Raw genomic sequence first — 24,732 nt, 5'->3', positions numbered from 1 at the left:
TTAACTCTAACTTGTAAGCTAAAGTTGCTAATTGATATACATGAAACATAAATTTGATGGAGGCATAAACAATGAACAACAAATATTTCACGATTCAACAAGCAGCGGAAGGTATCTGGGGTGCTATTTCGGTACCTGGTAGTGGTTCGCTGGGGAATGCGGCGATTATTGACATTGGGGATTTGACCGTTGTTGTGGACACGACCAATCTACCGCATTCTGGTGCTTTGTTACGTCAAACCGCAGAACAATTAACGAATAAACCAATTAAATATGTGATCAATACTCATTTCCATGGAGATCATGTCAACGGCAATCAGGAATTCATGGAAAGTGATTTTATATCTACCGTTTGGACAAGAGATTTGCTATCTGAAATGGGTAAAGTGAATATTGATCTAATGCAACAAAACATTCAGAAGTTAATAAATAGCCTACATCAAGTACGTTCACAAGAAAAAAATCCGCACATGTTAACCGAAATCGGTTATGATCTTTCCGTGCAGAGAGCCCTGTATGATGCTATCCCTTCCCTTCGTAGGGTGGTACCCACGATAACTTTTGACGATAAACTAGTTATAAAAGGAGCAAAACGCACTGTCGAAGTTTTATCCTACGGAGGCGGCCATTCTTTAAGCGATGCCGTTATTTACGTGCCTGAAGAACGAACCTTGATTGCTGGTGATTTAATAACCAACAAGACGATTCCGGTCATGCCATACGGTAATCCATTCGCTTGGATACGCATCCTTAGACGCATTCAAAGAGATCTGAAGGTAGATACTGTCATTCCCGGGCATGGAGATGTGTCCACTCCAGATAAAATCCTAGATGTCATTCGCTTTTTAGAAAAAACGATCGCTTATGTGTCTGAAGCTGCGACGAGCGGAAAACCAGAGTCTTACTGGTTAAATGAAGGTGTATTAAATGGCTATGAAGATTGGCATCTAGCTCAGTATTTCAGATGGAATTTTCGCTGGCTCTTCAATACAATGCTTGTTCAAAATAATAGATGAGACACAACTAGCACTCCCTTTAACTCCACCAGATTCACAAGGCCAGTTCTGAATGTCAACCCGGCAGCACGTTTGGGTATTTTCAAACGTAATTGGCAGTCTGCTTGTTAGGTTAACCTGCCACGTTAGCTTAACATCGCCGTTCAGTCTACAACTTTTCAGCAGGTTGCCGTAATATGTTAGATCTGGAGATAAAGACGCGGAGGTGTACAGAAAGCATAAAAGTTAGTAGCTTGCTTTTGAGCAAAATAACTATATTATGGGGCCGGATAAGTCTACACTACAAGATATCGTCATTCTGGAGAGTTGGGAGCGGGATAGAGCATACCTATGCCGCCAAGAGAAGGTGAAATATTTTAGAAAATTAAATTCTCAGAAATATCATTGCTACTTTGTATACCCCATTATACAATTGTAAGGAAGTTGTTGATTAGAATGAATTATGTGGGGGGAAACATGGTTATTTGAATCACAAAAAATCACATGAAAAATCACAATTCCGGCGAATGAGGGCGGATGTAGACGAATAAAACTTTCTGAAGATAAGCCCAAACAAGCTATACAATAGAAGATAAGTTTTACGACGTTCCTCTGCGAGAGTAAATCAAAGATGGGCGGCATGATGTAAGGCTTTTAAGCCCAGCATCATGTGTCCAGCAGAGCAGATTTTTGTCTAATTTAGACGTTAATTTGTGAAACAGTCACGTTATGAATTATAAATGATACAAAGACCACTTCTTAATAATCTCATTAAGGAGTGGTTTTTTGTTGTTGAAATTTGTTTATCAAGATTTTTCTTCAACTCTGAGTAGCTCAACTGGATTAATATCTAAAACAGGCGATATTTTGTATAAATGATGTTTATGTTTTTGATTGTGTTGTTAACAGCTTGTAGCAGTAATATGAATACTTCTGAAAAAATACCAAATTATAAGATTATTTAAGATGCATCTAATACTAACAATATTGAAAAGAAAGTAATTTGTAGCAAAGGAACTATTGAAGAAAGAGCATTTTTCTTCAATCAGAGTTCAAGAATATTTTCAAGTAACAGAACTGCTTACGGCAAATAGTGATAAGACAGATAAAGTTATATCTATCTTACGTACATATACTTCATGTATGATTGACTCTGCATTACAGGAAGGCTTTGATACATTATCAGACAGTGCATTATATCTCCATTCTAAGAACGTCGTTGCCACTGAGAAACTACAATTATTAGTCATCCCATTAGAGAATAAAAGAATTGCTGAAATTAGAGCGGAAGAAGCTGAGGCAACTCGAAAATTTAATGAGAAGTATTTTGTTCCTAGTATCGGAATGTCCGCGGAGAAAGTTCTTGAGTCAACTTGGGAGGGGAACCCAACGATATAAATAAAACGACTACTCTCTACATCTGTGGTACAAATTATCAGTAGAAGCACAAATAGGGCATCTAGCTATAATTAATTCTTTCGAAACCACTTTTTTCAGATCATCATTCAACACTATAAACCTCCTTAGTAAGTAAATAAAATTCAAATTATATTTACTCAACCTTTCCCTTTTTGTTGTAACAATATATGGTTAAAGCTCGACAAATCATTAACTTTGCCATTCGGATCTTTCTTACGTTGTTTCGCCAAAATTATTTACCTCAATTCAATTGGAATATGCTAGGATATATAATAGGTCATTATAACCATTTCTGTCTCTTGTCTAAAGTGACATCAAATATAGAGCATAAATTAAATACAGGACAACTTCAAAATGCAAAATAGAGTTGTCCTAGCCTAATTAAAAGTTCTGGAGGAATACAGGATGAACATCAACGGCGCACTTAGAAAGTTTTTTCGAAAAGTAAATAGAGAAAATGTGGAACAACTTATGAAAGAAAAAGGGGTGTTTCCTACTGATAAAAAAATCAAGAGTAAAAGAGAGTTGTATCCGTATTTTATGGAATTAGAGTCAATCGTAAGTGAGGAAGAGGTTGAAGATTTAGTTGAAATGGCGGTTCATGTAAAGACAAAAGGATTGCCAGCGTTTACTCATAAATTAGCCAATAAAGATTTCTTTGTAGGAAAGGCTCCTGAAGAACTTTCTAGAAGTTTTGAGTATAAAGTACATCCTATTGGAGATATTTATACCATTTCAACAAAAATGGCTAATACAACTGGTGGGAGATTAAAAATCGATTATATATTAAAAAAGTACGAAGAATCGTGGAGGAATGGTGAACTAAATATAGAAAGTTTATCTGCTGTTTATAAATCAAGTATTGATATTGATTTAGAAAAAAATATTCTTACAATTTTCGCAGGTGACGATGAAACTCATAGTATCATTGAAACATTTATTGGTATGGTTTTAAAATTACCAATTCAAACATATAGAATAAAAGCTTCAAACACCACTCTTTCGTGGGAACAAAATGCAAGTTATTTGACCGCTCTTTTTTTAGATTTTGTTTTTAATAGACTGAAAAATAAGGGGATTGAGTCTAGTTTTTCCCATGTGAAATTTAAAATAGCTAGTGACGACATAAAAGAAGTTACAATAAATGGAAAGAATATTTTGAATTCTTATTTAGCATGCGAATATGTAGTTTTAGGGAGAGACATCATTCAATTTAAGACATCAATGGTACAAGGCGCACGAACTTTTTCGTGTAATTTCGAGTTAAAGGGAAGCGATTTGCTTAAAATAGTTGTTCTTGATATCTCAGATGAAAATCTCAAAGAACAAATTATGAGGCATATTCAAGAAGAATACATCCTCATGTGTGAGCAAGGTATTGTTAATTACAAAGAAATAAGTAAATTACTCGAAAAAATTTACGAACGATTTATGAATAAAGAAAAACTATTTCAAGATACACTACGAGAAAATTTAGTTTCGAGTATATCACAGTTGGGATACTTATTAGAATACACTGAAAAGAACGACTTATCCAAAGAAGCCTTGTCACTCATGATTGAAAGTAGCAAGGTCTTACTTGAAAATTTAGACGTTACAGAGAAGGATTCACTGATTCAACTACTTACTTCGTGGCTAGAATCAGAGTAAAATGACTTATCACTAATAACTGATTGGTAGGTGAAATTACATTATGATTCTAGAAAGAGACTGCATTGGATATTCAATTGATAGTGCGATAAAAGTAGACTCAATAACAGTAAGTAACTTTGAAAAAATAGAAATGTTATCTGATTGTACTAACTATCAAATTCATCGATATAATTGGGTTGACCCAATAAAATATAAAGAAAAATTGATTAGTAAATCCACTAAGTCTGTCTCAATGATATATTTTAAAAACCAACTAACTATTTTCTTGTTTGGTAATTCTGAAAGCAATATTTCGTATGTGGAGTCAAGATTAAAAAGATTGTTTTCAGTGAAATTTGAGAAGGTTGACTTGTATCCTAAAATTATTAATAAATTGTCGTCGAATAATCACAAATTTAAAGTTATAAATATTCAGTTTGTAAGAGTTAAAGATAACTTGGAAAAATGGGTGTCAATAGATGCTATTGGGCTATCTAAGAATGAGTTTTTAAAAATCATAAATGAAGAAAATCCTCAAACTATCAGCCTATATGACGAGTTAAATAAAACGTATTTTAGTGTAGATATAAATTCATCGCTCTCATTTAATGATACTACAACCATATCAGATATAGTAGGAGTCCTTGAGTATGTTAGTTCGTGTATTTCTTAAAAGATGGTATTCCATTTTTCTTTATTTTGTTTCTTTAGTTTTTATCTCAATTTATATTTTCAAGGGAATTTGTGGGATGAACTATCCTCCAAACTCCAGAGATACAATTGAACTAATCAGTTGGTTGTTTTCAGGAGTGGTTTCAATTATATCATTCTTGTCAATTTTTGTTGGGTTTGTTTATGACAACAAATTAATTAATGCGTCTTCTTCATTAAAACAAATTTATAAACCTTACGGATTAGAGTATGAGAATTATCAAGCAACTCTAATTGATTATCAACAGTATGTATCTAAAGGATTAACATTAAATTCAATTTATTGGGTTATACTTGTTACATCCAATTTATCAATTATTATTTGGTTAATTAGTCTTGAAATAGTTAATAATATTTTTCCTATCTCCTTTAACTTCAATAATATTACTAATATTTTTCTTTTTATAATGTGGTTGATTTTTAGTTTCCTTTTGACCTTTCTAGTTTTTTATTTAAATAGAATCAAAAACAATAAAGACCCTTTAGGTAAAGGATATTTGCCCAAACCAAATCAATTACTTGATATGAATTTTCTTGTGACCCAAGATGTGGATATGGATGAGATTATTCAAAAGGCATTACCTATTGTAGAATTGTATTCAAATCCAGAACCACAAAACAATTACGAAATGAATTTGGTGTTTCCTCTTCCAATAAGCAACTATAAATATGTAATAAAAATTTATGATATTAATAAGCGGCTCCTACTTCGCTGTTTTGGCTATTATGAACTACAGTCTTCTTTTGGAAAGAGACAGCATATAACAGTAATAAACAACATGAGTGATTCTATTTATAATTTAATTGATGAGAATGCATCTGCTGAGATCAAAGTTTATAGTGCTTTCAATAATTCCCTGTTAGGGAGAATGAGTCTTTCATTTCGAGTAACCGCAAGTAAAAAAAATAGTCAAACAGAACGTTCAATAAGCCATCTGATAGCACGTGATATTGATCAGGGTTTAATTACTACAATTAATAATTCGTTTCATTCTTGTCAGGTGGAGAACGGTTTTTGATGGATTAGTGCCACTTCATTATCTCAATGGCTCATACCATAAAAAAATTGCATCCACTGAAAAATTTAAAAAATCGTTAATGTAACAAAATACAAATTTCGCTATACTTATCTGTAAATAATATTAATTAGGAGTGAATATTTTATAAATATTGTTTTTTTATGATAATTGATTTTATATTAGTAACATTTACACCAAGCAATCACTGCTTTATATACTATAAATTATCATTAAAAGAAGTGGTCATTGCGATCATTTAATAGTAAGAGTGCCACTTTATCGTGGACCCTGCAAAAGTAACTCGTTATGCATTGCAAAACGCTGCTTCCGTAGCAGCAATGTTCCTGACTACCGAAGCGGTTATCGCTGACAAGCCAGAACCAGAAAAGGCTGCAATGCCTGACATGGGCGGTATGGGAAGCCCTGTTTGACCACAAAGCATAAAACAAAAGGCTGATTATGGACACTCTCATAATCAGCCTTTTTAATGATCCAAAATGGAATGTTATATTTGGCCTTACACGGTAGCTATAAAGGTTTTTTCATTTATTACGCTCTAAAATGAAAGCGTTGACATGATTTTCAACTCGCTATATACTTAGCTTAATTAAATGAATAGCACTAGGATTGTTACTGTTACGCAGGCAAAACCTAAGGAACAAAATGTTAAGATCTAAGGATCTTATGTATTTTGTTATACTTAGGTTTTTTTGTTTATAGAGAAAGGAAGGTTAAATACAAGTGGTTTCGGCACTTTGCTGAAGCCATTTTCTTCTATTTATGAGTTCACATCTGAGAGGAGCGACAAACTTGGAATACAAATATGAGCTGGTCCAGGCAGACAATCATTTTCCATTAAAAATTATAATTCATTCCTCCAATGAACCAGCGTACATACCTAGGCATTGGCACGACAGCATCGAAATATCCTATGTGCTTTCAGGAAAAATCGATAATATCTATATTGATGGCGCGAGTTATAGCTCCAAAGAAGGAGACATTGTGCTCATTAATTCGAATGCTATTCATTCCTTCTCTGTGGCTAAGGGACAAGGAAGAGAGGCTATAACCGTTCTGATTCCTTCTGGATTTATTCGAAAAAATGTTAACGGCAGTGACCCGATTTCATTTGACTGCATATCCATTTTTGAAACTAACGAGCAGAGATTACTGCATTTTGCGGAGCTGCGTGATTTGTTAAACACCTTATTTGTGGCTTATCTCAACCGGCATAATGACCCTTTAGCGCATATCCATTTAACGTCATTATCTTATAAACTGGTGTATCTGTTATTAATGCATTTTAAAATGGATCATGAATCTATCCGTGGCTTTAACTCCGATAAATATTTGGAGCGGCTGACGTTGATAACCGATTATATCAAAAAGAATTACGATCAAAGTTTATCCTTGGATTCGATAGCTCAGGTTTTTGGGTTGTCTCCCGAATATTTGTCCCGTTTTTTTGTGAAGCATGTAGGGATGACCCTATTTCAATATATCAATGCCATCCGTCTGGAGAGATCTTTTCGAGTTCTCATGAATACGGATCATTCCATCATACAAATTGCGCTGGAGCATGGATTTCCGAACGAGAAGTCTTTTACCAGGGTATTTAAAAAGGTTTATCAGGCAACACCGCATCAATATCGAAAAGAGAACAAAAGGTATTCTGGAGCAAGGAGTCAGTAATTGACCTGAAATAGGCTAATAAAAGACAGGATACAAATAAAAAAATCATTAAAATAAATAATGTAAGCGTTTTATTAATGGACCCGGGAGGTAAGACATCATGTTTAAACGGTTTCAAAAGGCTACTAAAACAACTATGTTATTCACTTTAGCTATCGGTACGGCCCTTGCTTTCAGTTCCGGTGCATGGGCCAAGGATGTAAAGATACAGCCCACCTCATACCAGACAGTTGCAGAGGTTAAGGATTGGGGAGCAGCCATTACGAAGGTCATTGTTAACCTGGGTAAGCCAGTACCTAAAGAGGCGATAACAAAGGATACATTTAAGGTACATGTGGGAAGAAGCGACAACAGGCTGGTAAATCCCTTTATTGAGAGTGGCAACCGGAAAGTCACCCAGGCCTATGTATCGGACAAAAGTGGCAACCCTGTAAATAAAACCGGAAGCTATGTGGTATTAGAAATGGAAATCGGCCCAGCCTTAACACTAAGTTCAGCTATTCATTATGATGCGGCAGGTTCCGGGTTTAACGCATGGAATGATAACAAATACACAATCACGCAGCAAAAAGCTATTAAAACCACATCAGGAACGATTTCCGGCTTGAAAATTGATACTTCCGCAGGTCAGATACGGAAGCTAGTTGATCAATTTGCAACCGGCAAAGCTACTTTTGACGGGATTACTTTAACCTATGCGGACTATGCACCGTCAAAAGACAAAGTGAAAAATCCCTTGGTGATCTGGCTACATGGTATGGGCGAGGGAGGTACAGATCCGACGATTCCGATTTCCGGAAATAATGCAGCGAATTTTGCATCTAAAGATATTCAATCCTATTTTGAAGGGGCTTATGTACTGGCACCTCAGACTCCAACCTACTGGATGGATGGTTTTACAGGCTTCGGAGACGGCACCTCCAAATACGAGCAAGCATTGATGTCCTTAATTAAGGAGTACGTGGCCAAGAACAAAGACATTGATACAGATCGAATCTACATTGGCGGAGACTCCAACGGCGGTTACATGACTATGCTGATGATCCGTGATTATAAAGACTATTTTGCAGCCGCTGTGGTGGCCTGTGAAGCCTTGAAGGACAGCCTTATAACCGATGAACAGATTAACGAAATGAAGGACCTTCCGATCTGGTTTGTGGCTGCCAAAACCGACACCGTAGTACCGCCGAACGATTATACGGTTCCGACCTACAACCGTTTAGTGAATGCTGGAGCAAAGGATGTTCATATGTCGTTATTTGATAACGTAGTAGATACCTCTGGTTTGTACAAAAAGAGCGACCAAACACCGTATGAATACAATGGCCACTGGTCTTGGATTTACGTTTATAACAACGAAGTATCGAAGGTGATTAACGGAAAGAAAATAACGATGATGCAATGGCTAGCCTCCAAAACGTTGGACTGAAAGGTACAGCTAGCAAATGAAAATAGCAATATGATGTAATAGGCTTCTTTAAAGTTCAAGCCAGCCTTACCGTACATTCTCTGAGTCATTCGTTAACAACACATTATCGCTCGGAGAATTATCAGTTCCTTATTGGGTTTTCGCAAAATCCTCATGTATAAAACTCCGTCAACAAATAATTGACGGAGTTTTATTGCTCTCTTTTACTTATTCACTTCAATGAGCCCATCCGGTTTCTCCCGATTAGAGAGTAATTCGGATACCGTGACGAAGGTAAACCCTTTCTTCTTGAGCTCCGGTAAAATGATTTTCAGGGCTTCGACGGTTTGCGTACTTTGATGTACATAATCGTGCATCAGGACAATGTCGCCATTACGGGCGTTGCGAAGCACCCTATTAGCGATACGGTGTACACCTGGTTTTCGCCAATCCAGGGTGTCCTGATGCCAGGACCATAAAATAATTTTCAACCCCTTTTCCTTGGAGAGCTTGACGAGTGAATCGGTGTAGGAGCCGCCGGGGGGTCTAAAAAGATGTGTTCCTGCGCCAGTTGCTTGAACGATGCTCGCTTGGCCTTGATCCAATTCTGACAGAGCTTTGTTACGGGAAATATACTGAAAAGATGAATGATAAAAGGTATGATTGCCCACTTCATGCCCTTCTGCTCGTTCTCGTTTCACAATATCAGGAAGCTTTTCTACACGGCTGCCGACGACAAAAAAGGTCGCTTTAGCATTGTATTCTTTAAGCAAATCCAAAATGGCAGGCGTATTGCTTTCGTCCGGTCCGTCATCGAATGTGAGAGCGATAAGCTTACGATGGGTAGGAACTTCCCATACAATGTCGCCTCGTTCTTCGTAATAGGCCCTTCCCTTTGTAGGAGTAGGGGAGGCGTATGATGGGGCTTGTGCATTGGTAGATGGAGTGGGACAAGAGCTGATACACAGTAAAGAAACAGCAATTCCAGCGCACAGCAAACGGTTATATTTCATAAGGCTTCTTCTCCGTTCTAACGTATTCTCACATTAGCTTGCCAAGAAGAAGCGTATACCATTCCTCGTTTCTGAAATTCATCAATTCCAATCACTTAAAATTAGATCTAATTGCTTCTTCAGCAATGCGCAGATTGCGGAGTTATGCTGAAAAAGAGTGATAGCTTGCTTGTTGATAACATCCTGTACCCATGTTAAGTTGTACATATCCATCCTTGATTTCAATGTGCAGTTGAGGTAGGTCATTGTCCAGTTCGTGAGAATCTTAATCTGACGAAAAATGAAGAGGTCGACGGGACAAGCCGCAAAAGCTGATCTGAGGTCAAGGAGCTGCGACTCGTTCCTGAACTTCGAACAGGAGATGAGACGGGATGCAAACAAATGAAAAAGAGTTGCGAGCTATTAGTCTGACGTTAGAAGCGGGCGAACACATCCGATCATGTATGGGGTGTACGTATGATTTGCAACAGAGCTCCCAGAAGATATCGCATCATGGAATGCTGGCAGTGACATCCCAACGAATCATCTTTTATTCCTGCACTATGGGTACTCCTTGGGTCAAGTTCATCAATTATCACCATATTTCACTGGCTAAACTGGATAAGGGTTTGTCGGATTCTAGGGGGAACATCACGCTGATCAATCAGGGTGTGAACGAGGTGTTCACCCACCTGCCGAGTGGAGATTGTATAGAAAGGTTTATAGCTGTACTAGAGCAAGAAGCAGGTATCTCTTGTGAGAACTAATGATTATGAAAAACAAATAACTAAAACCTCCAACTTCGTAATGTGCCAAGAAGGCTCCTTACAGAATTTGGAGGTTTTTTTGTCTTTTTATTAGAGAGATGTGGATCGAGCGTCAGCTCAACAGAGTTATAACCAATAAATTATATAACACCAACGGCAGAATGACATTGTTGTAGGCATAGGAGCGATCAGGGGTGGTGGTGCCTGAGAAGGGTGAGTGATATTGCTGAGGGACTCTTAAATACAAATGATCCGCATCGATGTGTATAATCGTTCCTTCATATACTTGATGATCCATCGTTTGCACCCTAACCGTGTGATTCATGTAGGGGCTTAATTGATAATGCAAATGATCGCGGATATTTTTGAGTTCCGCCTGTAATTCCGGTCTAGCTTGATATAACGTTTGCGGACTGACGGTGTTGTATGGCATTCGCCTCTAACCTCCATACCCTGTAATGATGCATTATATGTAGGAGTCTATGTCCTTGTGCTTATACCTATAGAGAGTTGCTTTTACAAAAAGAAAAAACATTAACATTTTACTCCAGTCCACTTGATGTTCCCTTTACATCAAAACGATACACTTACTGAGGTTGGTTTGAAAAGAAAGGGGCGCTCCGTTTTGGGTGAGCTTAACAAATCTATGGGACTAGGGACGAGGAGTCAGCAACAGACTTCGTCTAAAGCCCGCATACGCACGGGTTCGCTAAAAATTCAAAGATTGCGCGAAAACGCGCTGGCGTATACCTTTTTGGCTCCATCGCTTATTTTGTTTGCTGTATTTATGTTTTACCCGATGATCAAGTCCGTATATCTCAGCTTGCATTCTACAGATCCCGCAGGAAACGTTGCAGCTTATGTAGGGTTAGATAATTTTACTACACTTTTCAGCTCGGGGCTGTTTCTACAAGGGATTAAGGTCACACTCCTGTTTGCACTGTTAACAGTACCAGTAGGTATTTTATTGGCGCTGGTACTGGCTGCACTTACACACAGTAAATTGCGGGGAATGCGTATCTTCCAGTTTGCCTTTTCGCTGCCGATGGTGTTGTCGGTCGGTTCATCTGCGGTCATTTGGAAATTTCTTTTTCATCCGACACTGGGGATGTTCAACTATGTGCTTTCCCTGTTACATATTAATCCGGTTCCGTGGCTGACCAGCCCGGATTGGGCGCTGTTCTCAGTAGCCATGATGACCATCTGGATGAATCTTGGCTTCAATTACATTATCTTATCGAGCGGACTTCAAGGGATTCCAGATGACATGTATGAAAGTGCCAAAATGGACGGAGCTGGACCGCTCGTCACGTTCTGGCGTATCTCCCTGCCACTGTTATCACCGACGATCTTTTTTGTAACAGTAGTCTCCATCATTGGAGCCTTCCAGTCTTTTGCTCAAATTAACATTTTGACCAAAGGCGGTCCGGTGAACAGTACGAATGTATTCGTGTATTCCATCTATCAGGAAGCTTTCGTTAATTTCCGGTTTGGAACGGGGAGCGCGCAGGCCATTGTCTTGTTTGCCGTCATTCTGCTGCTCACGATGATTCAGTTCAAATGGGTGGAAAGAAAGGTGCATTACCAATGAAACGACACCTGAATTCAACATTGCTGTATGTACTGCTTACGATTGCAGCTGCTCTCATTTTGTATCCGGTTATATATACGTTTTTTATGGCAGTCATGTCGCCGGAGGAAGCAAGCGCTTATCCACCAAACTTCCTTCCACATTCTTTTCATATGGCGAATTTCACTGAAGTGTTTGAAATTGTTCCGATTGCAGCCTTTATTGGAAATACATTTCTCATTTCGGGTCTGACGATGATTGGGCAGTTGATTACAGCGAGCTTGGCGGCCTACGCCTTTGCCAAAATGGAATTCAAGGGAAAAAACTTCATCTTCAGCATGTTTGTAGCGACGATGATGATCCCTTGGGAAGTGACCATTATTCCAAACTACCTGACGGTACGAAGCTGGAACTGGCTTGATTCATATCAAGGATTGACGGTTCCTTTTCTGGCGACGGCATTCGGAACATTCCTGTTAAGGCAATTTTTTCTCCAGCTTCCCAAGGAACTGTTTGAGGCGGCTCGTATGGATGGGTGCGGACATATCCGTTACTTTGTGTTCCATGTGCTTCCATTATCGCGCCCTGCGCTTGGAACATTGGCTGTGTATTCGTTCCTGAATATGTACAATTCGTACCTCTGGCCTTTACTGATCACCAATAGTGAAAATATGCGTACGGTACAGATCGGAATATCCATGCTCGAATTTCAGGAATCGACTTCATGGAATTTGGTATTTGCGGGTACGGCCCTTGTCATTTTACCGTCTCTGCTCCTGCTGATCTTTGGACTAAAGCAGTTGGTACGTGGAATGGCAGCGGGCGCGCTTAAAGGCTGATCACATATTTCAAATGAAAAGCAACACCTGCGCAAGCAGCCTATATACAGAGCTTCAACACACAAGAATATCGCAAGAGAATGCCAATTCAAGATCATTTAATCAAAGGGAGAGAAGAGAGATTATGAGATTTTTTCGTCTGAAAAGTGCGTTGACCCTGCTTATTCTGACTGCCATGGTGGTTGCAGCAGGTTGTAGCAATAATACTGCTGCAGAGAAGCCGAGTAATGGTAGTGATGGGGCAGCAGCGACTTCTCCAGTGAAGCTGACTTGGTGGCATTCGATGTCCGGTAACGGTGAAAAAGCAATCAAGCAGATCGCTGCTGATTTTAACGCCAGTCATAAGGACATTCAGGTAGAGCCAGTATATCAAGGCAAATATGATGATAGCTTGAACAAGCTGAAAGCGTCGCTTGGTTCCAACAGCGGACCGGACATCATTCAAGTATACGAAATCGGTAGTAAATTCATGATCGACTCCAAAATGATCACACCTGTACAACAATTTATTGATGCAGACAAGTTCGATCTGTCGCAGTTAGAGCCAAATATTACACGTTACTACACGATTGATGGTAAATTGAACGCCATGCCGTTCAATACGTCAAACCCGATACTATACTATAACAAGGATGCATTCAAAGCCGCAGGACTTGACCCAGCTAATCCTCCGAAAACGTATGATGAGTTCGAAAAGGCTGCAAAAGCCTTGAGCAAGGATGGTAAATCCGGTGCTTCCATAGCCATCTACGGCTGGTTTATGGAGCAACTGTTTGCCAATCAGAACGCGGATTATGTGAATAATGGCAATGGTCGTGACCAAGCGGCAACGGAATCCATGCTGAATTCGGATGCCGGTGTAAAAACGCTGACGTGGTGGAAGAAAATGGTCGATGAAAAGGTTGTATCCAATCTGGGACGTAACTCGGACGATACGGCAAAGGCTTTTTCCGCAGGACAAATTGCGATGACGCTGGATTCCACCGCTTCGCTGCGTAATATTGTGGAGCAGGTTGGCGATAAATTTGAAGTAGGCACCGGATTCCTGCCAAGAGCCAATGAAGCTAAAGAAGGCGGCGTGGTTGTAGGCGGCGCGAGTTTGTACATTATGAACAACAAGCCTGAAGCCCAACAGAAGGCAGCGTGGGAGTTCATTAAATTCGTCGCTTCCCCAGCTGTACAGGCACAATGGAGTGTAAATACCGGGTACTTCCCGATCACGAAAGCAGCCTATGACGAGAAGGTACTCAAAGACAATATGATAAAATATCCGCAATTCCAGACGGCGGTTGACCAATTGCACGCATCGGCACAATCCACCGCTACACAGGGCGCAGTGATGGGCGTATTCCCAGAAGCGCGCCAAATCGTCGAAGGTGCAATCGAGGCCGTTCTGAGTGGCCAGCAACAGCCAAAACAGGCATTGGATCAAGCTGCACAAGAAATAACAGGCAAAATTGCGCAATACAATCAAACGGTGAAAAAATAGTCGGCCTTCCCCTAAAATCGGTTGATAATCTGTAGAATGGCCCCCTTATCATCCGATTTTATGACATAGCGGATCGAATGAGTGACCCCCTCACTTATTCGATCCGTTTTTGCATTTTTATTTTTTAGAATAAGCGTTTAGACGAAATGTCTAAAATGAATTATTTTCATTTTTCCTATTGCTGGGTAACTAAAGATGGGCTTATAATGAACACATAATTTTTGTACTGGACGGTCAGTTCAAAAAGGAGGAAGCATGAAACAGCAAACGAAGGAAATTATTTTTAACGGCGCACTTAAAGCTTTTTCCGAACGAGGATTTAACGAAACAAACATGGAAGAAATTGCTAAGGTTTGTGGCATAGCCAAAGGAACCCTGTACTACAATTTTAAAAACAAGCAAGAATTGTACATTTACATTTTGAAGATGGGGATGGAGCGATTTGTGCAGGATATCCATGAAGCGATGGCTCAGGTTCCTATGGATCAGGTAGAATTGAGGGTTCGCAAGCTGATCCAAGTACATATTGAGTTCATTGGGAGAGAGCCGGATTTTTGCCGTTTACTGGTTAGCAAGGGATGGGTCTCACAGGAACAGCATTTTAATATTAGGCAGGTGCTGGCAGACTATTTTGATTTTATGGAGGCGGAGATCGATTCCGGTAAGTTATATGGGAAAATTTCAAGTAAGCTGGATGCCAAAACAACAGCCAATTGCTTATTTGGGATTTACATTTTCGCTCCGATGCGGTCCATGGTTTGGGGCGAAACGATGAATCTGCAAGAGGTTCGAGAAAGTATTGAAGTATTTGTGTGTAATGCATTGGGCATGCAACATTAATAGACAGATGGAGTGATGAAAACATGAAAGCTAAAAAATATACGATTTACGTCGTACTTATTATTTTAATCGCGGTAGGAATTTATGCCTTGACTGCTTTCCCACGGGGTGGGAGCAGCTTGTCTGCGGATCAGTCTTCTTCCATTCCTACGGCTTATGTGGAGTCGGATACCCTCAATGCCAGCTTTAAAATGGCAGGACGGATTGACCAGATGCTCGTCAAAGAAGGCGACCAGGTGAAAAAGGGGCAGGTGTTAGCCCATCTGGAAAGTCGTGAGCTGGAAGATAAGGTGAAGCAGGCACAGGCGGCATTACTGGCAGCTAAGAGTAATGTCTCCAAAGCAAAAGCCGGTGTATTGCAGGCTCAAGCGGGAGTAGGCCAGGCACAAGCTACTGTGAGCGCCGCTCAGGCCAAGAAGAGCCAAGGCACGACAGCGGTCAGTGTAACCGCTGAGGCTTCCTCCAGCCAGATTGAACAGGCCAAAGCGGCTGCGAACGCCGCCAAGGCAAAACTGGATGCCCTCAAGAGCGGGGCAAGACCGCAGGAGCTTGAGCAATTGCAAGTATCTGTGAAGATAGCCAAGGAAACGCTGGACCTGACCGTTAAAAATCTGGAGCGTGCCAAAAAGCTTCAAGAAGCCGGAGCAGCAACCCAGGCATCTTTGGATCAAGCGACATTGGAACATCAACAGGCAGTGGCCAAGTATAATGCAGAGTCGCAAAAATTAGATATGGCACGGGAGGGAAGCCGCAAGGAGGAAATTACGGCGGCTGAAGCTCAATACCGTCAAGCCTTGGCTGCGGTGAAGGAAGCACAGGCAGGAGCGGGCAAAGTTGCAGTGCAACAGGAAGATGTCAAAGCTGCTCAGGCTTCGATAGAGCAAGCACAATCCGCTGTGAAGGCGGCGCAATCCACAGTTGAGCAGGCACAATCTGCGGTTGCAGGTGCCAATGCACAGGTAGCCCAAGCAGAAGCCGCGCTTCAAGAGGCTCAGACCTATTTGAGCTACACTACGCTGCGTGCGTCCGAGGATGGAATCGTAAAATCCAAGTCGCTTAGCTTAGGTGAGATGGCTAGCGCAGGGTTCCCGGTCTATACCATTGAAACTTCGACACAACGTTGGGCTAAATTCTATGTACCTGAAACGTCTTTGAACGGTCTTCAAGCAGGGGATACAGTCCAAATTAAATTGCTGTCAGGCGGCAAGGAGCTGAAGGGTAAAGTCATTCTGTTAGAATCGGCTGCGGACTTTGCCATTCAAAAACCAAGCCAAAGCTCCGGTGACAAGGATGTCCGTTCCTTCGGTGTTAAAGTAGCATTGCCAGACCTTCCTGCTTCGGTTCCAACAGGCTCCACGGTTCTGTTTACAGGCAAAGGGGCGCAGTAATATGCAGGATTCACAGGAAAGACTTCGTATCCGCGATGTGTTTCGCGAGGAATGGCTGAGCATCTTCCGGGACCGCCGCTTTATGGCTATTCTGCTGATTACGCCGATTGTGTATACGATACTATTCGGCTTCCTGTATTCACATCAGCGAATTACCGAGATGCCTGTCACAGTGTACGATGGAGATAATTCGCAGCTCAGTCGCCAAATCATCCAGGCGTTTGATTCGACTGACTCATTTGCCGTTACACGGCAAGCGACCAATCAGGAAGATGCTGTCCGTCAGGTAGAGACCGGGGAAGCTAAGGTCGGAATTGTCATTCCTGACAACTTTACAACTCGGCTTAAGCATGGGGAGAATCCACCCGTGCTCACGCTGATTGACGGCAGTAATATGATGTATTCCAATAGCGCCAGTCGGATTGCGAATCAGGTCATTAGCAGCGTGAGCGCTGGAGTATCGATCAATTCCATGAAACAAAAGGGAATGAACGCCGATCAGGCCGCGTCGACGCTGACTACCATCCCGTTCCGATCCAGAGTGCTATTTAACCCGGTATATGATTATAAGCTTTTCATGCCACTAGGGGTTATCTCTGCGGCTCTTCAGCAGTGTTTGCTGCTTGGTATTGCGTTGTCCTGCACGCGTGATAAGGAAGCAGGGACTTGGGGGAGGTTTGGTGAATGGAAAAATACCCCTTGGCGCCTGGCAATTGCCAAGTTGGCACCGTATTATGCGGCGGGAGCTTTCAATGTGCTGACTGTATTCAGTATCAGTGCTCTATGCTTCGATATTCCGTTTAGGGGACAGGTACTGCCGTTAATTTTGGTGTCACTGGTCTTTAACTTTGCCTTATGCGGATTAGGCTTCCTGTTCAGTCTCTTTTCCAAGACCAGAGTGGATGCAACCCAAACGCTGATGCTGATTGCGGTTCCTTCCTTTATGCTGTCAGGCTATACGTGGCCATTGGAGGCAATGCCCGGCTTCTTGCGGGGGCTTGCTGAGATATTGCCACTGACGTATTACCTGGATGCTGTACGGAACATCACGCTCAAAGGACTGGATATCACATACATCTTCAAAGATATGATTGCTCTGGGCGTTATTGGTTGTGTGAGTCTGCTGGTGTCCTTTGCGATTTATCCGTTATTCTTTAGACAGCACCAGACGACAGGACAGCATGCAGATGTGTCCGCTCAAGAAGGATTCACGCTAAAAGGCTGAGAGCAACTTTAAATATGGATATCATAAAAAGGCAGATCAGGAGTAAACCCTGATCTGCCTTTACTTGTTTATGGTTTAAAAGCGGAAAAAATATTATTGCGGCGGATTAAGATCCTCGATAGAATCAATCGGCACATAGGATGGAACGACAAGCCCGGACATAACGCCAGTCATGCTGGTTCCGATGTCATCCACCTTATCCTTGTATTGAGCCCAATAATCAGCATGCGTCAATGGAAGCCAAGCGGCTGCGGTAGCATCTACACTTCCACCGGCCACGCCAGTCCACATCGGGCCGATTTCCACTTGCAGAGCTGTTACTTTATAGCCCAATTTTTGTTCCAATACATATTTCAATACGTTCGTGCTGGCAATTTCAGAATCCCAGGCAGCGTAGCTTAGCTTCAAAGGATCACCGTTGACGGGCTGTAGGCCCTTGATCCATTCCTGAACCTTGTCAGGATGTTTATCGGCCCAGTTCTTGGCAGCCTGCTGTGGGGCAGTACCGTCCTGAATCGCGATCATCACTTCACCCATATCTTCAGCAGTCCACTTAAAGCGGCTTAGAAATTCATAAGCCACAGGAGCATCCTGCTTCAAACCTTTACGGGCGATTGTATGAATTTCTTCCTTATCACCGTACGCTTTTTTAGGATCTTTCAAGTATTTCAAATCATATTTGTTAAACATCCAGTGAGGAGTCCAACCTGTTACGACGATAGGCTGCTTGGCTTTGATAGCTTTATCCAGTGTAGCGGTCATAGCAGCTCCAGAGCTTTCAAGTAGCTTCCAGTCGGATAAGCCATAGTCATTCATAGCTTTAGCGGTCAGCTTCATTAGTCCGGCTCCAGGGTCGGTACCGACAATGCGGTAGCCGACCTCTTTGCCAAAGTCCTCAGTTGTGGCGGAAGCCGGAGCCGCTTCGGCTCCGTTATCCTGCAAATCAGTAATCGATTTAACATCCATGTAAGCTGGAACGACCAATCCGGTTTTAACACCGCTCATATTAGCCCCAAGATCGTCGAGCTTATCCTTGTATTTAGCCCAGTAATCCGCATGTGTTAACGGCAACCATGCAGCCGGGGAGGCATCTACATCACCACTAGCGACACCCGTCCACATAGGACCTGCTTCCACTTGCAGTGCGGTTACTTTGTAACCGAGTTTGTTCTCCAAAATATAACTTAGCAAATTCGTACTGGCAATTTCGGAATCCCAAGCTACATAGCTCAGCTTGAACGCGTCGCCATTGACAGGTTGCAGTCCATGGGTCCATTCCTGAACCTTGTCGGCATGTTTCTCCGCCCAATCCTGGGCAGCTTGTTCAGGACTGGTTCCAGCTTGAATGGCAACCATCATTTCACCCATATCTTCCGGTGTCCATTTGAAACGTTTTAGAAACTCATAAGCGATAGGAGCATCCTGCTGCAAGCCTTTACGGGCAATCGTATGAATACCCTCGGCTTCACCATAAGACTTCTTAGGGTCTTCCAAATATTTGAGATCATACTTGTTGAACATCCAGTGAGGAGTCCAACCTGTAATAATGATCGGTTTTTTCGCTTTAATGGCTTTGTCCAGTGTGGCTGTCATAGCTGCACCGGAACCTTCAACCAGCCTCCAATCAGACAAATTGTAGTCTTGAATTGCTTTGGCAGTCGATTTCATAATGCCTGCCCCGGCATCAATACCGATAATTTTGTAACCGACTTCTTCGCCAACCGGGTTGGCAGCAGCGTTACCTTTGCCAGATGCGGAATGATCCGTTCCAACAAAATATTGGGATGCACCAGCGATCAAAATGACAGCTGTAACTGCAGAAGTAATCCAAACTTTTTGCTTGCTGGATACGCGGCTTTTGCCTTTTTGCGTAGGTTTAAACAGGTTTTGCGTAAAACGATCAAGCACGATAGCCAGAACGACAACAGCTAAGCCGGCTTCAAAACCTTTACCGATTTGCAGCTGTGTCACAGCACGGTACACAACAGCACCGATGCCTTCTGCACCGATCATGGAAGCAATGACAACCATGGACAGTGACAGCATAATCGTCTGGTTAATACCAGCCATTAAGGTAGGCAATGCCAGTGGAAGCTGAACTTTGAACAGCTTTTGCGCAGATGTTGAACCGAAAGCATCTGAGGCTTCGATCAGCTCACCTGATACTTGCATAATCCCCAAATTGGTCATGCGAATGGTTGGGGGGATAGCAAAGATAACAGATGCGATAACACCCGGCACAACACCCAGGCTGAAAAAGGTAACCGCTGGGAGCAAGTACACGAACGCAGGCATCGTCTGCATAAAATCAAGTAAAGGCGTGATAATGCGTGATGCGGATTTACTGTATGCACACCAGATCCCGATGGGAATCCCGATAACAATAGATACGAGCGCAGACGTGATGACCAGTCCGAGCGTATTCATTGTTTCACTCCAATAGCCGAGATTATCAATCAGCAGGAAGCCGATGACAGTAAATAGCGTAAGCTGAACTCGCCCGATCATAAAGGCGATAATCCCGATGATCACGATGAACACCAGAGGGTGCGGAAGCATGAACAGACCTGAGAAAAAGCCTACTACAGCTTCTATAATAGAAGAAATAACATTAAACAATCCAGCCAGATGAATACCCATCCAGTCGACAATGGATTGAATCCACTCAGCGATTGGTAGTTTCGGTATCATGGGCATTCACCTCCTTCATAGTGGTAACATCTCCACCAAGTGCGCCGAGCAATGCTCCACGGACGATAACGCCCAGTAGCTTCTGCTTATCATCGACTACAGCCAGCGGCACCTTGGACGAGCTTGTAATTTCAAACAAATCATTAATGACAGTCTCGGCAGCAACCTGCGGTCCGTCAGTAATCAAAATATCTTCAATCTTCAAATTATTGCGCAGTGCATGAACAGCATCCTCGGCGTTAATAACACCCAGTAGCTTTTTAGTGCGGTCAATGACGAACAAATTGGAAATCCCACGCTCCCGCATCAATTCCAGAGCCACACGTGGACCACGATCCATGGTGATGGTTTCTGGACGAAGCATGACATGAGCAGCCGTCAATACCTTGGACAGATCCACATCCTCGACGAAGCGGGCTACATAAGAGTTAGCCGGTTGGATCATAATTTCTTCCGGTGTACCGATTTGTACGACCGCACCGTCTCGCATCAATGCAATCCGGTCACCAATCCGCAACGCTTCATCCAGATCATGGGTGATAAATACAATTGTTTTCTTCATTTTATCTTGAAGCTCCAACAGCTCATCCTGCATGTCACGGCGAATGAGAGGGTCCAATGCACTGAACGCTTCATCCATCAGGAGCACTTCAGGGTCATTAGCCAGCGCCCGTGCCAGGCCGACACGTTGCTGCATACCGCCACTCAATTCATCGGGCATTTTATCGCCCCAGTTTTTAAGACCAACCAGTTCCAGCGCTTGTTGCGCCTTTTCCTGACGCTGTGCTTTTTCTACCTTTTGAATTTCAAGACCATATTCTACATTTTCTAATACAGTCCGATGTGGGAACAGAGCGAATTTTTGAAAAACCATGCTGATGGTTTTTCGACGAACTTCGCGAAGTTGTTCTTTGTTCATCTTACGGAGATCTTTGCCGTGGACCAGAATTTCACCGGAGGTAGGCTCAATCAAGCGATTTAGCATTCGCACCAAAGTGGACTTGCCACTGCCCGATAGCCCCATAATTACGAAAATTTCACCTTGCTTAATTTCCATGTTGGCCTTATTGACACCAACAGTAATCTGTTTTTCTTTGGCCAACTTTTCCTTGCCCCAGCCTTGCTCCAGGAGCGGAACACCTTGCTCTGCGTGAGGACCAAAGAGTTTGCTGACATTTTTGACTTCCAAAATCGTCATACATACACCTCTTCTTTCTATACTTTGCTTGGTATTAACCCCTTGTTGCATTAAGGATTGAGTATAAAAATCATAATTCTGAACATCCTGAACGGTTAATGACAAAATTAATTGTAACAGAAGCATTGCTTACATTTCAAACAAAAAAACTGTTCGTAAAGTACGTACAGAAAAAACTGTACAAAGTTTCCTTTGATATGCTCCTTCGTTCTATAGAATGCTCAAACATTCGGAACTTTACAACCGATAGTGCTTTTTTTAAAATAGACAATGAAATATAACCATAAGAAAAAGATTTATGTATATCCATAATTTTAAAAGTTTACTATCATTAGCAATTTTGCGAATTATGATTTTGAACGATCCATGCTGTTGTAATATAGACAGAAGCTTTGTTTTTGAAACATTTCATTTATTATTGAAAGATTTCATACATTGCGTCAAAGCTAATCTTTTACGGGTAAATCGTTCATACTAGGTTGTGCAAAATGCTCTAAAATTAGGAGGTTGCAAGCATGAGCTTGTACCAGTTAGGTGATGAGCAGCAGGCTTCGCTGCAAAAAATTCGCAAACGTGTTATAGAAGCTATAGGTAAAAACATGGACCTGTATGGGATCACTTTGTCTGCGGGGCATTTATACGGTTTGCTTTTCTTTGCGGATAAACCGATGACGCTGGACGAGATGGGCCGTGAAATGGAAATGAGCAAAACGAGCATGAGTACAGGAGTTCGAACATTATTGGATCTGAAAATGGTAAATAAGGTATGGAGCAAGGGCTCACGCAAAGACTTGTATGAAGTCGAATATGACTGGCATCAAACCTTCACTGATTTCTTCGCTATTAAATGGAGAAAAGCGGTAGAAACAAATTTACTGGTGTTGCGCAAGGCCATTGATGAGCTGGACAGATTGATGAATCAGGGTGAAGAGTACGAGGAATTTAAGGCGATTCTTCAGCAGGATCGTATGAAAATGAAGCAGGCCGTCGCTTATTACAAGTGGCTAGACCGACTAATTGACTCTATGGAAAGCGAAGAAATTTACAAGCTGATTCCCAAAGAAGAAGTTCGGGATTAATCGCTATTTCCCTATCTTGTTTATAAAAATGCCGGAGCGCAAAAGTGCTTCCGGTATTTTTTGGTTTGGTCGTGTGCAAAGGGTATAATAGAGATATGTAAAGATTGATATTATACCGTTGTGTTGAAGATACGAAATAAAGGAGGCTTCATGATGGAGAGTATTACAGTACATACTCGTTTAGGTCAATTACGTGGGGAAACGGGGAATGGATATCATGTATGGAAAGGTATCCCATATGCACAGCCTCCTGTTGGAAAACTACGTTTTCACGCGCCCCAGCCTTTGGAGTCTTGGGAGGGTGTACGGGCTGCGACGAGTTTTGGGCCAATCTGTCCGCAACCTATGCCATCCGCTGAAAGTATGACTGGAAATCTGGTGGAACCGCCTGAGCAGTCAGAGGATTGCTTATACCTGAACATTTGGAGACCTGCTTCGAAGGCTCCTGAGAAGGGACGTCCGGTGATGGTGTGGATTCATGGCGGTGCCTTTGTCACGGGGTCCGGGATTATACCTTTATATGACGGGGAACGCATGGCGAAGAATGGCGATGTTGTGGTTGTTACGATCAATTATCGATTGGGGCCGTTAGGATTTTTGCATCTGACCCCAAAGGGAGATGGCCTGACCTCTAATGCGGGACTGCTGGATCAGATCGCTGCGCTGGAATGGGTTAGGGATCACATCTCTGCCTTTGGCGGTAACCCGGACGAAGTAACGGTGTTCGGTGAATCGGCAGGCGCGATGAGTATTGCCGCTTTATTGGCGATGCCAGCAGCTGAGGGACTGTTCCAGCGTGTGATTTTGCAGAGCGGTGCGTCGCAGGTATTGCCAACCTCACAGGCCGAACAAGTGACGGCTGTGTATCTGCAGCAGCTGGGTGTGGACACTCAAAATCCAGAACGATTGTTTACGCTGCCGACAGATGCGCTGATGCTAGCTATGGCGAAGACGCATGAAGTCATCGGACCAGGGATGGCGATGATCTATCAACCCGTCGTGGACGGTGTGACCTTGCCAGATGAACCGCTGTCTGCAATCGCGCAAGGTTCAGCAAAGCAGGTATCCGTTTTGATTGGAACGAACTTGCATGAGGGGGCCTATTTCATCCGAAAAGAATCCCATCTAATGAACAAGTCAACAGCGAGTCAGGCATTGGAAATGATGACGGGCATGTCAGACATCGGCGACCTGATAGAACCATTTCCTGTTACGATTGAGGGACAGGCACAAATGTTGACTGATCTATTTTTTTGGCGTCCTGCATTGGCTCTTGCTGTTGCGCAGTCGGCGCATGCGCCTGTATGGATGTATCGTTTTGATTGGACATTGCCGGGGCATCCTACCTTTGGACAAGCGGTTCACGGTGCCGAAATTGCGTTTGTTTTTGATAATCTGGAGCTGCTAGGTAAGCTTGGATTAGAGATTCAACCGTCGATGCAGAAGCTCGCTCAAGCTATGCAGCAGGCATGGGTTGCTTTTGCACGTGATGGGAAGCCTGTGCTGTCCGAGGAGGCTTGGCCGATGTACGACAGGGAAGAGCGGACTACAGCTATTTTCCATCAGGATATTAAAATGGAGCACGACCCCGAAGGAGATAGACGCCGTCAGTTAACCGGTCAGATGACCCTATAAGTAAACAAGAGAGATCACCCCAAGTACTCACATGGAAAAAGCCTTCGCCCGTAATTAGTATACGGACGAAGGCTTTTGTTAGTAATTAGATATACTGCTGCTCATTCTTACTTGCATGAAATTGCAACGATACGATGTGTAAC

The 24,732-nt window shown here is 42.2% G+C and carries 20 protein-coding genes and 1 pseudogene; 17 read left to right on the top strand and 4 right to left on the bottom strand.

Annotation, left to right across the window (positions count from 1 at the left end):
* Positions 1-71 precede the first annotated feature (71 nt).
* From G9G54_RS04870 to G9G54_RS04835, 8 genes and pseudogenes are all read left to right on the top strand, one after another.
* The gene (locus G9G54_RS04870; RefSeq protein ID WP_165176385.1) at positions 72-1,016 is read left to right on the top strand and encodes an MBL fold metallo-hydrolase; all 945 of its coding nucleotides are present in this window, start codon (positions 72-74) and stop codon (positions 1,014-1,016) included.
* A 999-nt stretch (positions 1,017-2,015) separates the two neighbouring features.
* Positions 2,016-2,393 carry a hypothetical protein gene (locus tag G9G54_RS04865; protein WP_165176383.1) on the top strand — a complete coding sequence of 126 codons (378 nt, stop codon included), beginning with the start codon at positions 2,016-2,018 and terminating at the stop codon, positions 2,391-2,393.
* Positions 2,394-2,819: 426 nt separating this feature from the next.
* Complete coding sequence (locus G9G54_RS04860; RefSeq protein ID WP_165176381.1) at positions 2,820-4,064, top strand: hypothetical protein; 1,245 nt, start codon at positions 2,820-2,822, stop codon at positions 4,062-4,064.
* A 43-nt stretch (positions 4,065-4,107) separates the two neighbouring features.
* Positions 4,108-4,719: a hypothetical protein gene (locus tag G9G54_RS04855; RefSeq protein WP_165176379.1), complete on the top strand. Its 612-nt coding sequence runs from the start codon at positions 4,108-4,110 to the stop codon at positions 4,717-4,719.
* On the top strand, positions 4,697-5,776 hold the full coding sequence (locus G9G54_RS04850) for a hypothetical protein (RefSeq protein ID WP_165176377.1): 1,080 nt from the start codon (positions 4,697-4,699) through the stop codon (positions 5,774-5,776). Before G9G54_RS04855 ends, G9G54_RS04850 begins: the two co-directional genes overlap by 23 nt.
* A 278-nt stretch (positions 5,777-6,054) precedes the next feature.
* Positions 6,055-6,207, top strand: a pseudogene (locus G9G54_RS04845) (TCP-1/cpn60 chaperonin family protein); the annotation flags it as partial.
* 379 nt (positions 6,208-6,586) lie between these two features.
* On the top strand, positions 6,587-7,468 hold the full coding sequence (locus tag G9G54_RS04840) for an AraC family transcriptional regulator (RefSeq protein ID WP_165176376.1): 882 nt from the start codon (positions 6,587-6,589) through the stop codon (positions 7,466-7,468).
* A gap of 100 nt (positions 7,469-7,568) precedes the next feature.
* The gene (locus tag G9G54_RS04835) at positions 7,569-8,897 is read left to right on the top strand and encodes a prolyl oligopeptidase family serine peptidase (protein WP_165176374.1); all 1,329 of its coding nucleotides are present in this window, start codon (positions 7,569-7,571) and stop codon (positions 8,895-8,897) included.
* Between the two features lie 203 nt (positions 8,898-9,100).
* Here G9G54_RS04835 and G9G54_RS04830 read toward each other — a convergent pair whose 3' ends face one another.
* Entirely contained in the window at positions 9,101-9,889 is a 789-nt protein-coding gene (locus G9G54_RS04830; RefSeq protein WP_165176372.1) for a polysaccharide deacetylase family protein, read from the bottom strand.
* A 371-nt stretch (positions 9,890-10,260) separates the two neighbouring features.
* Between G9G54_RS04830 and G9G54_RS04825 the strand changes: the two genes are divergently transcribed.
* The gene (locus G9G54_RS04825; RefSeq protein WP_165176370.1) at positions 10,261-10,635 is read left to right on the top strand and encodes a PH domain-containing protein; all 375 of its coding nucleotides are present in this window, start codon (positions 10,261-10,263) and stop codon (positions 10,633-10,635) included.
* A gap of 112 nt (positions 10,636-10,747) precedes the next feature.
* On the opposite strand, the gene G9G54_RS04820 is transcribed toward G9G54_RS04825, so the two are convergent.
* Positions 10,748-11,068 carry a hypothetical protein gene (locus G9G54_RS04820; protein WP_165176369.1) on the bottom strand — a complete coding sequence of 107 codons (321 nt, stop codon included), beginning with the start codon at positions 11,066-11,068 and terminating at the stop codon, positions 10,748-10,750.
* A 192-nt stretch (positions 11,069-11,260) separates the two neighbouring features.
* Between G9G54_RS04820 and G9G54_RS04815 the strand changes: the two genes are divergently transcribed.
* The 6 genes from G9G54_RS04815 (at position 11,261) to G9G54_RS04790 (ending at position 17,986) form a co-directional block, all read left to right on the top strand.
* Positions 11,261-12,226 carry a carbohydrate ABC transporter permease gene (locus G9G54_RS04815; RefSeq protein ID WP_043882098.1) on the top strand — a complete coding sequence of 322 codons (966 nt, stop codon included), beginning with the start codon at positions 11,261-11,263 and terminating at the stop codon, positions 12,224-12,226.
* The gene (locus tag G9G54_RS04810; RefSeq protein ID WP_165176367.1) at positions 12,223-13,044 is read left to right on the top strand and encodes a carbohydrate ABC transporter permease; all 822 of its coding nucleotides are present in this window, start codon (positions 12,223-12,225) and stop codon (positions 13,042-13,044) included. The genes G9G54_RS04815 and G9G54_RS04810 overlap by 4 nt, the downstream gene beginning before the upstream one ends.
* Before the next feature lie 124 nt (positions 13,045-13,168).
* Positions 13,169-14,533: an ABC transporter substrate-binding protein gene (locus G9G54_RS04805; protein ID WP_165176366.1), complete on the top strand. Its 1,365-nt coding sequence runs from the start codon at positions 13,169-13,171 to the stop codon at positions 14,531-14,533.
* Positions 14,534-14,788: 255 nt separating this feature from the next.
* Positions 14,789-15,373 carry a TetR/AcrR family transcriptional regulator gene (locus tag G9G54_RS04800; protein ID WP_025721531.1) on the top strand — a complete coding sequence of 195 codons (585 nt, stop codon included), beginning with the start codon at positions 14,789-14,791 and terminating at the stop codon, positions 15,371-15,373.
* A 23-nt stretch (positions 15,374-15,396) separates the two neighbouring features.
* Complete coding sequence (locus G9G54_RS04795) at positions 15,397-16,761, top strand: HlyD family secretion protein (protein WP_165176364.1); 1,365 nt, start codon at positions 15,397-15,399, stop codon at positions 16,759-16,761.
* A gap of 1 nt (position 16,762) precedes the next feature.
* Entirely contained in the window at positions 16,763-17,986 is a 1,224-nt protein-coding gene (locus tag G9G54_RS04790; protein WP_165176363.1) for an ABC transporter permease, read from the top strand.
* Between the two features lie 93 nt (positions 17,987-18,079).
* Here the strand turns inward: G9G54_RS04790 and G9G54_RS04785 are convergent, their stop codons facing one another.
* Positions 18,080-20,677: a glycine betaine ABC transporter substrate-binding protein gene (locus tag G9G54_RS04785; RefSeq protein WP_165176361.1), complete on the bottom strand. Its 2,598-nt coding sequence runs from the start codon at positions 20,675-20,677 to the stop codon at positions 18,080-18,082.
* Entirely contained in the window at positions 20,652-21,875 is a 1,224-nt protein-coding gene (locus G9G54_RS04780; RefSeq protein WP_165176359.1) for a quaternary amine ABC transporter ATP-binding protein, read from the bottom strand. The genes G9G54_RS04785 and G9G54_RS04780 overlap by 26 nt, the downstream gene beginning before the upstream one ends.
* Before the next feature lie 515 nt (positions 21,876-22,390).
* On the opposite strand from G9G54_RS04780, the gene G9G54_RS04775 reads away from it, so the two are divergent.
* Positions 22,391-22,954 (top strand): GbsR/MarR family transcriptional regulator, encoded by a 564-nt coding sequence (locus G9G54_RS04775; RefSeq protein ID WP_028543060.1) that lies wholly within the window; start codon positions 22,391-22,393, stop codon positions 22,952-22,954.
* A 153-nt stretch (positions 22,955-23,107) separates the two neighbouring features.
* Positions 23,108-24,589, top strand: coding sequence for a carboxylesterase/lipase family protein (locus G9G54_RS04770; protein ID WP_165176745.1), 1,482 nt, complete (start codon positions 23,108-23,110; stop codon positions 24,587-24,589).
* Positions 24,590-24,732 lie beyond the last annotated feature (143 nt).

Origin of the sequence: Paenibacillus sp. EKM212P, assembly GCF_011066115.1 — a bacterium.
Classification (GTDB): Bacteria; Bacillota; Bacilli; order Paenibacillales; family Paenibacillaceae; genus Paenibacillus; species Paenibacillus polymyxa_B.
This window is presented reverse-complemented; position numbering and strand designations above follow the sequence as displayed.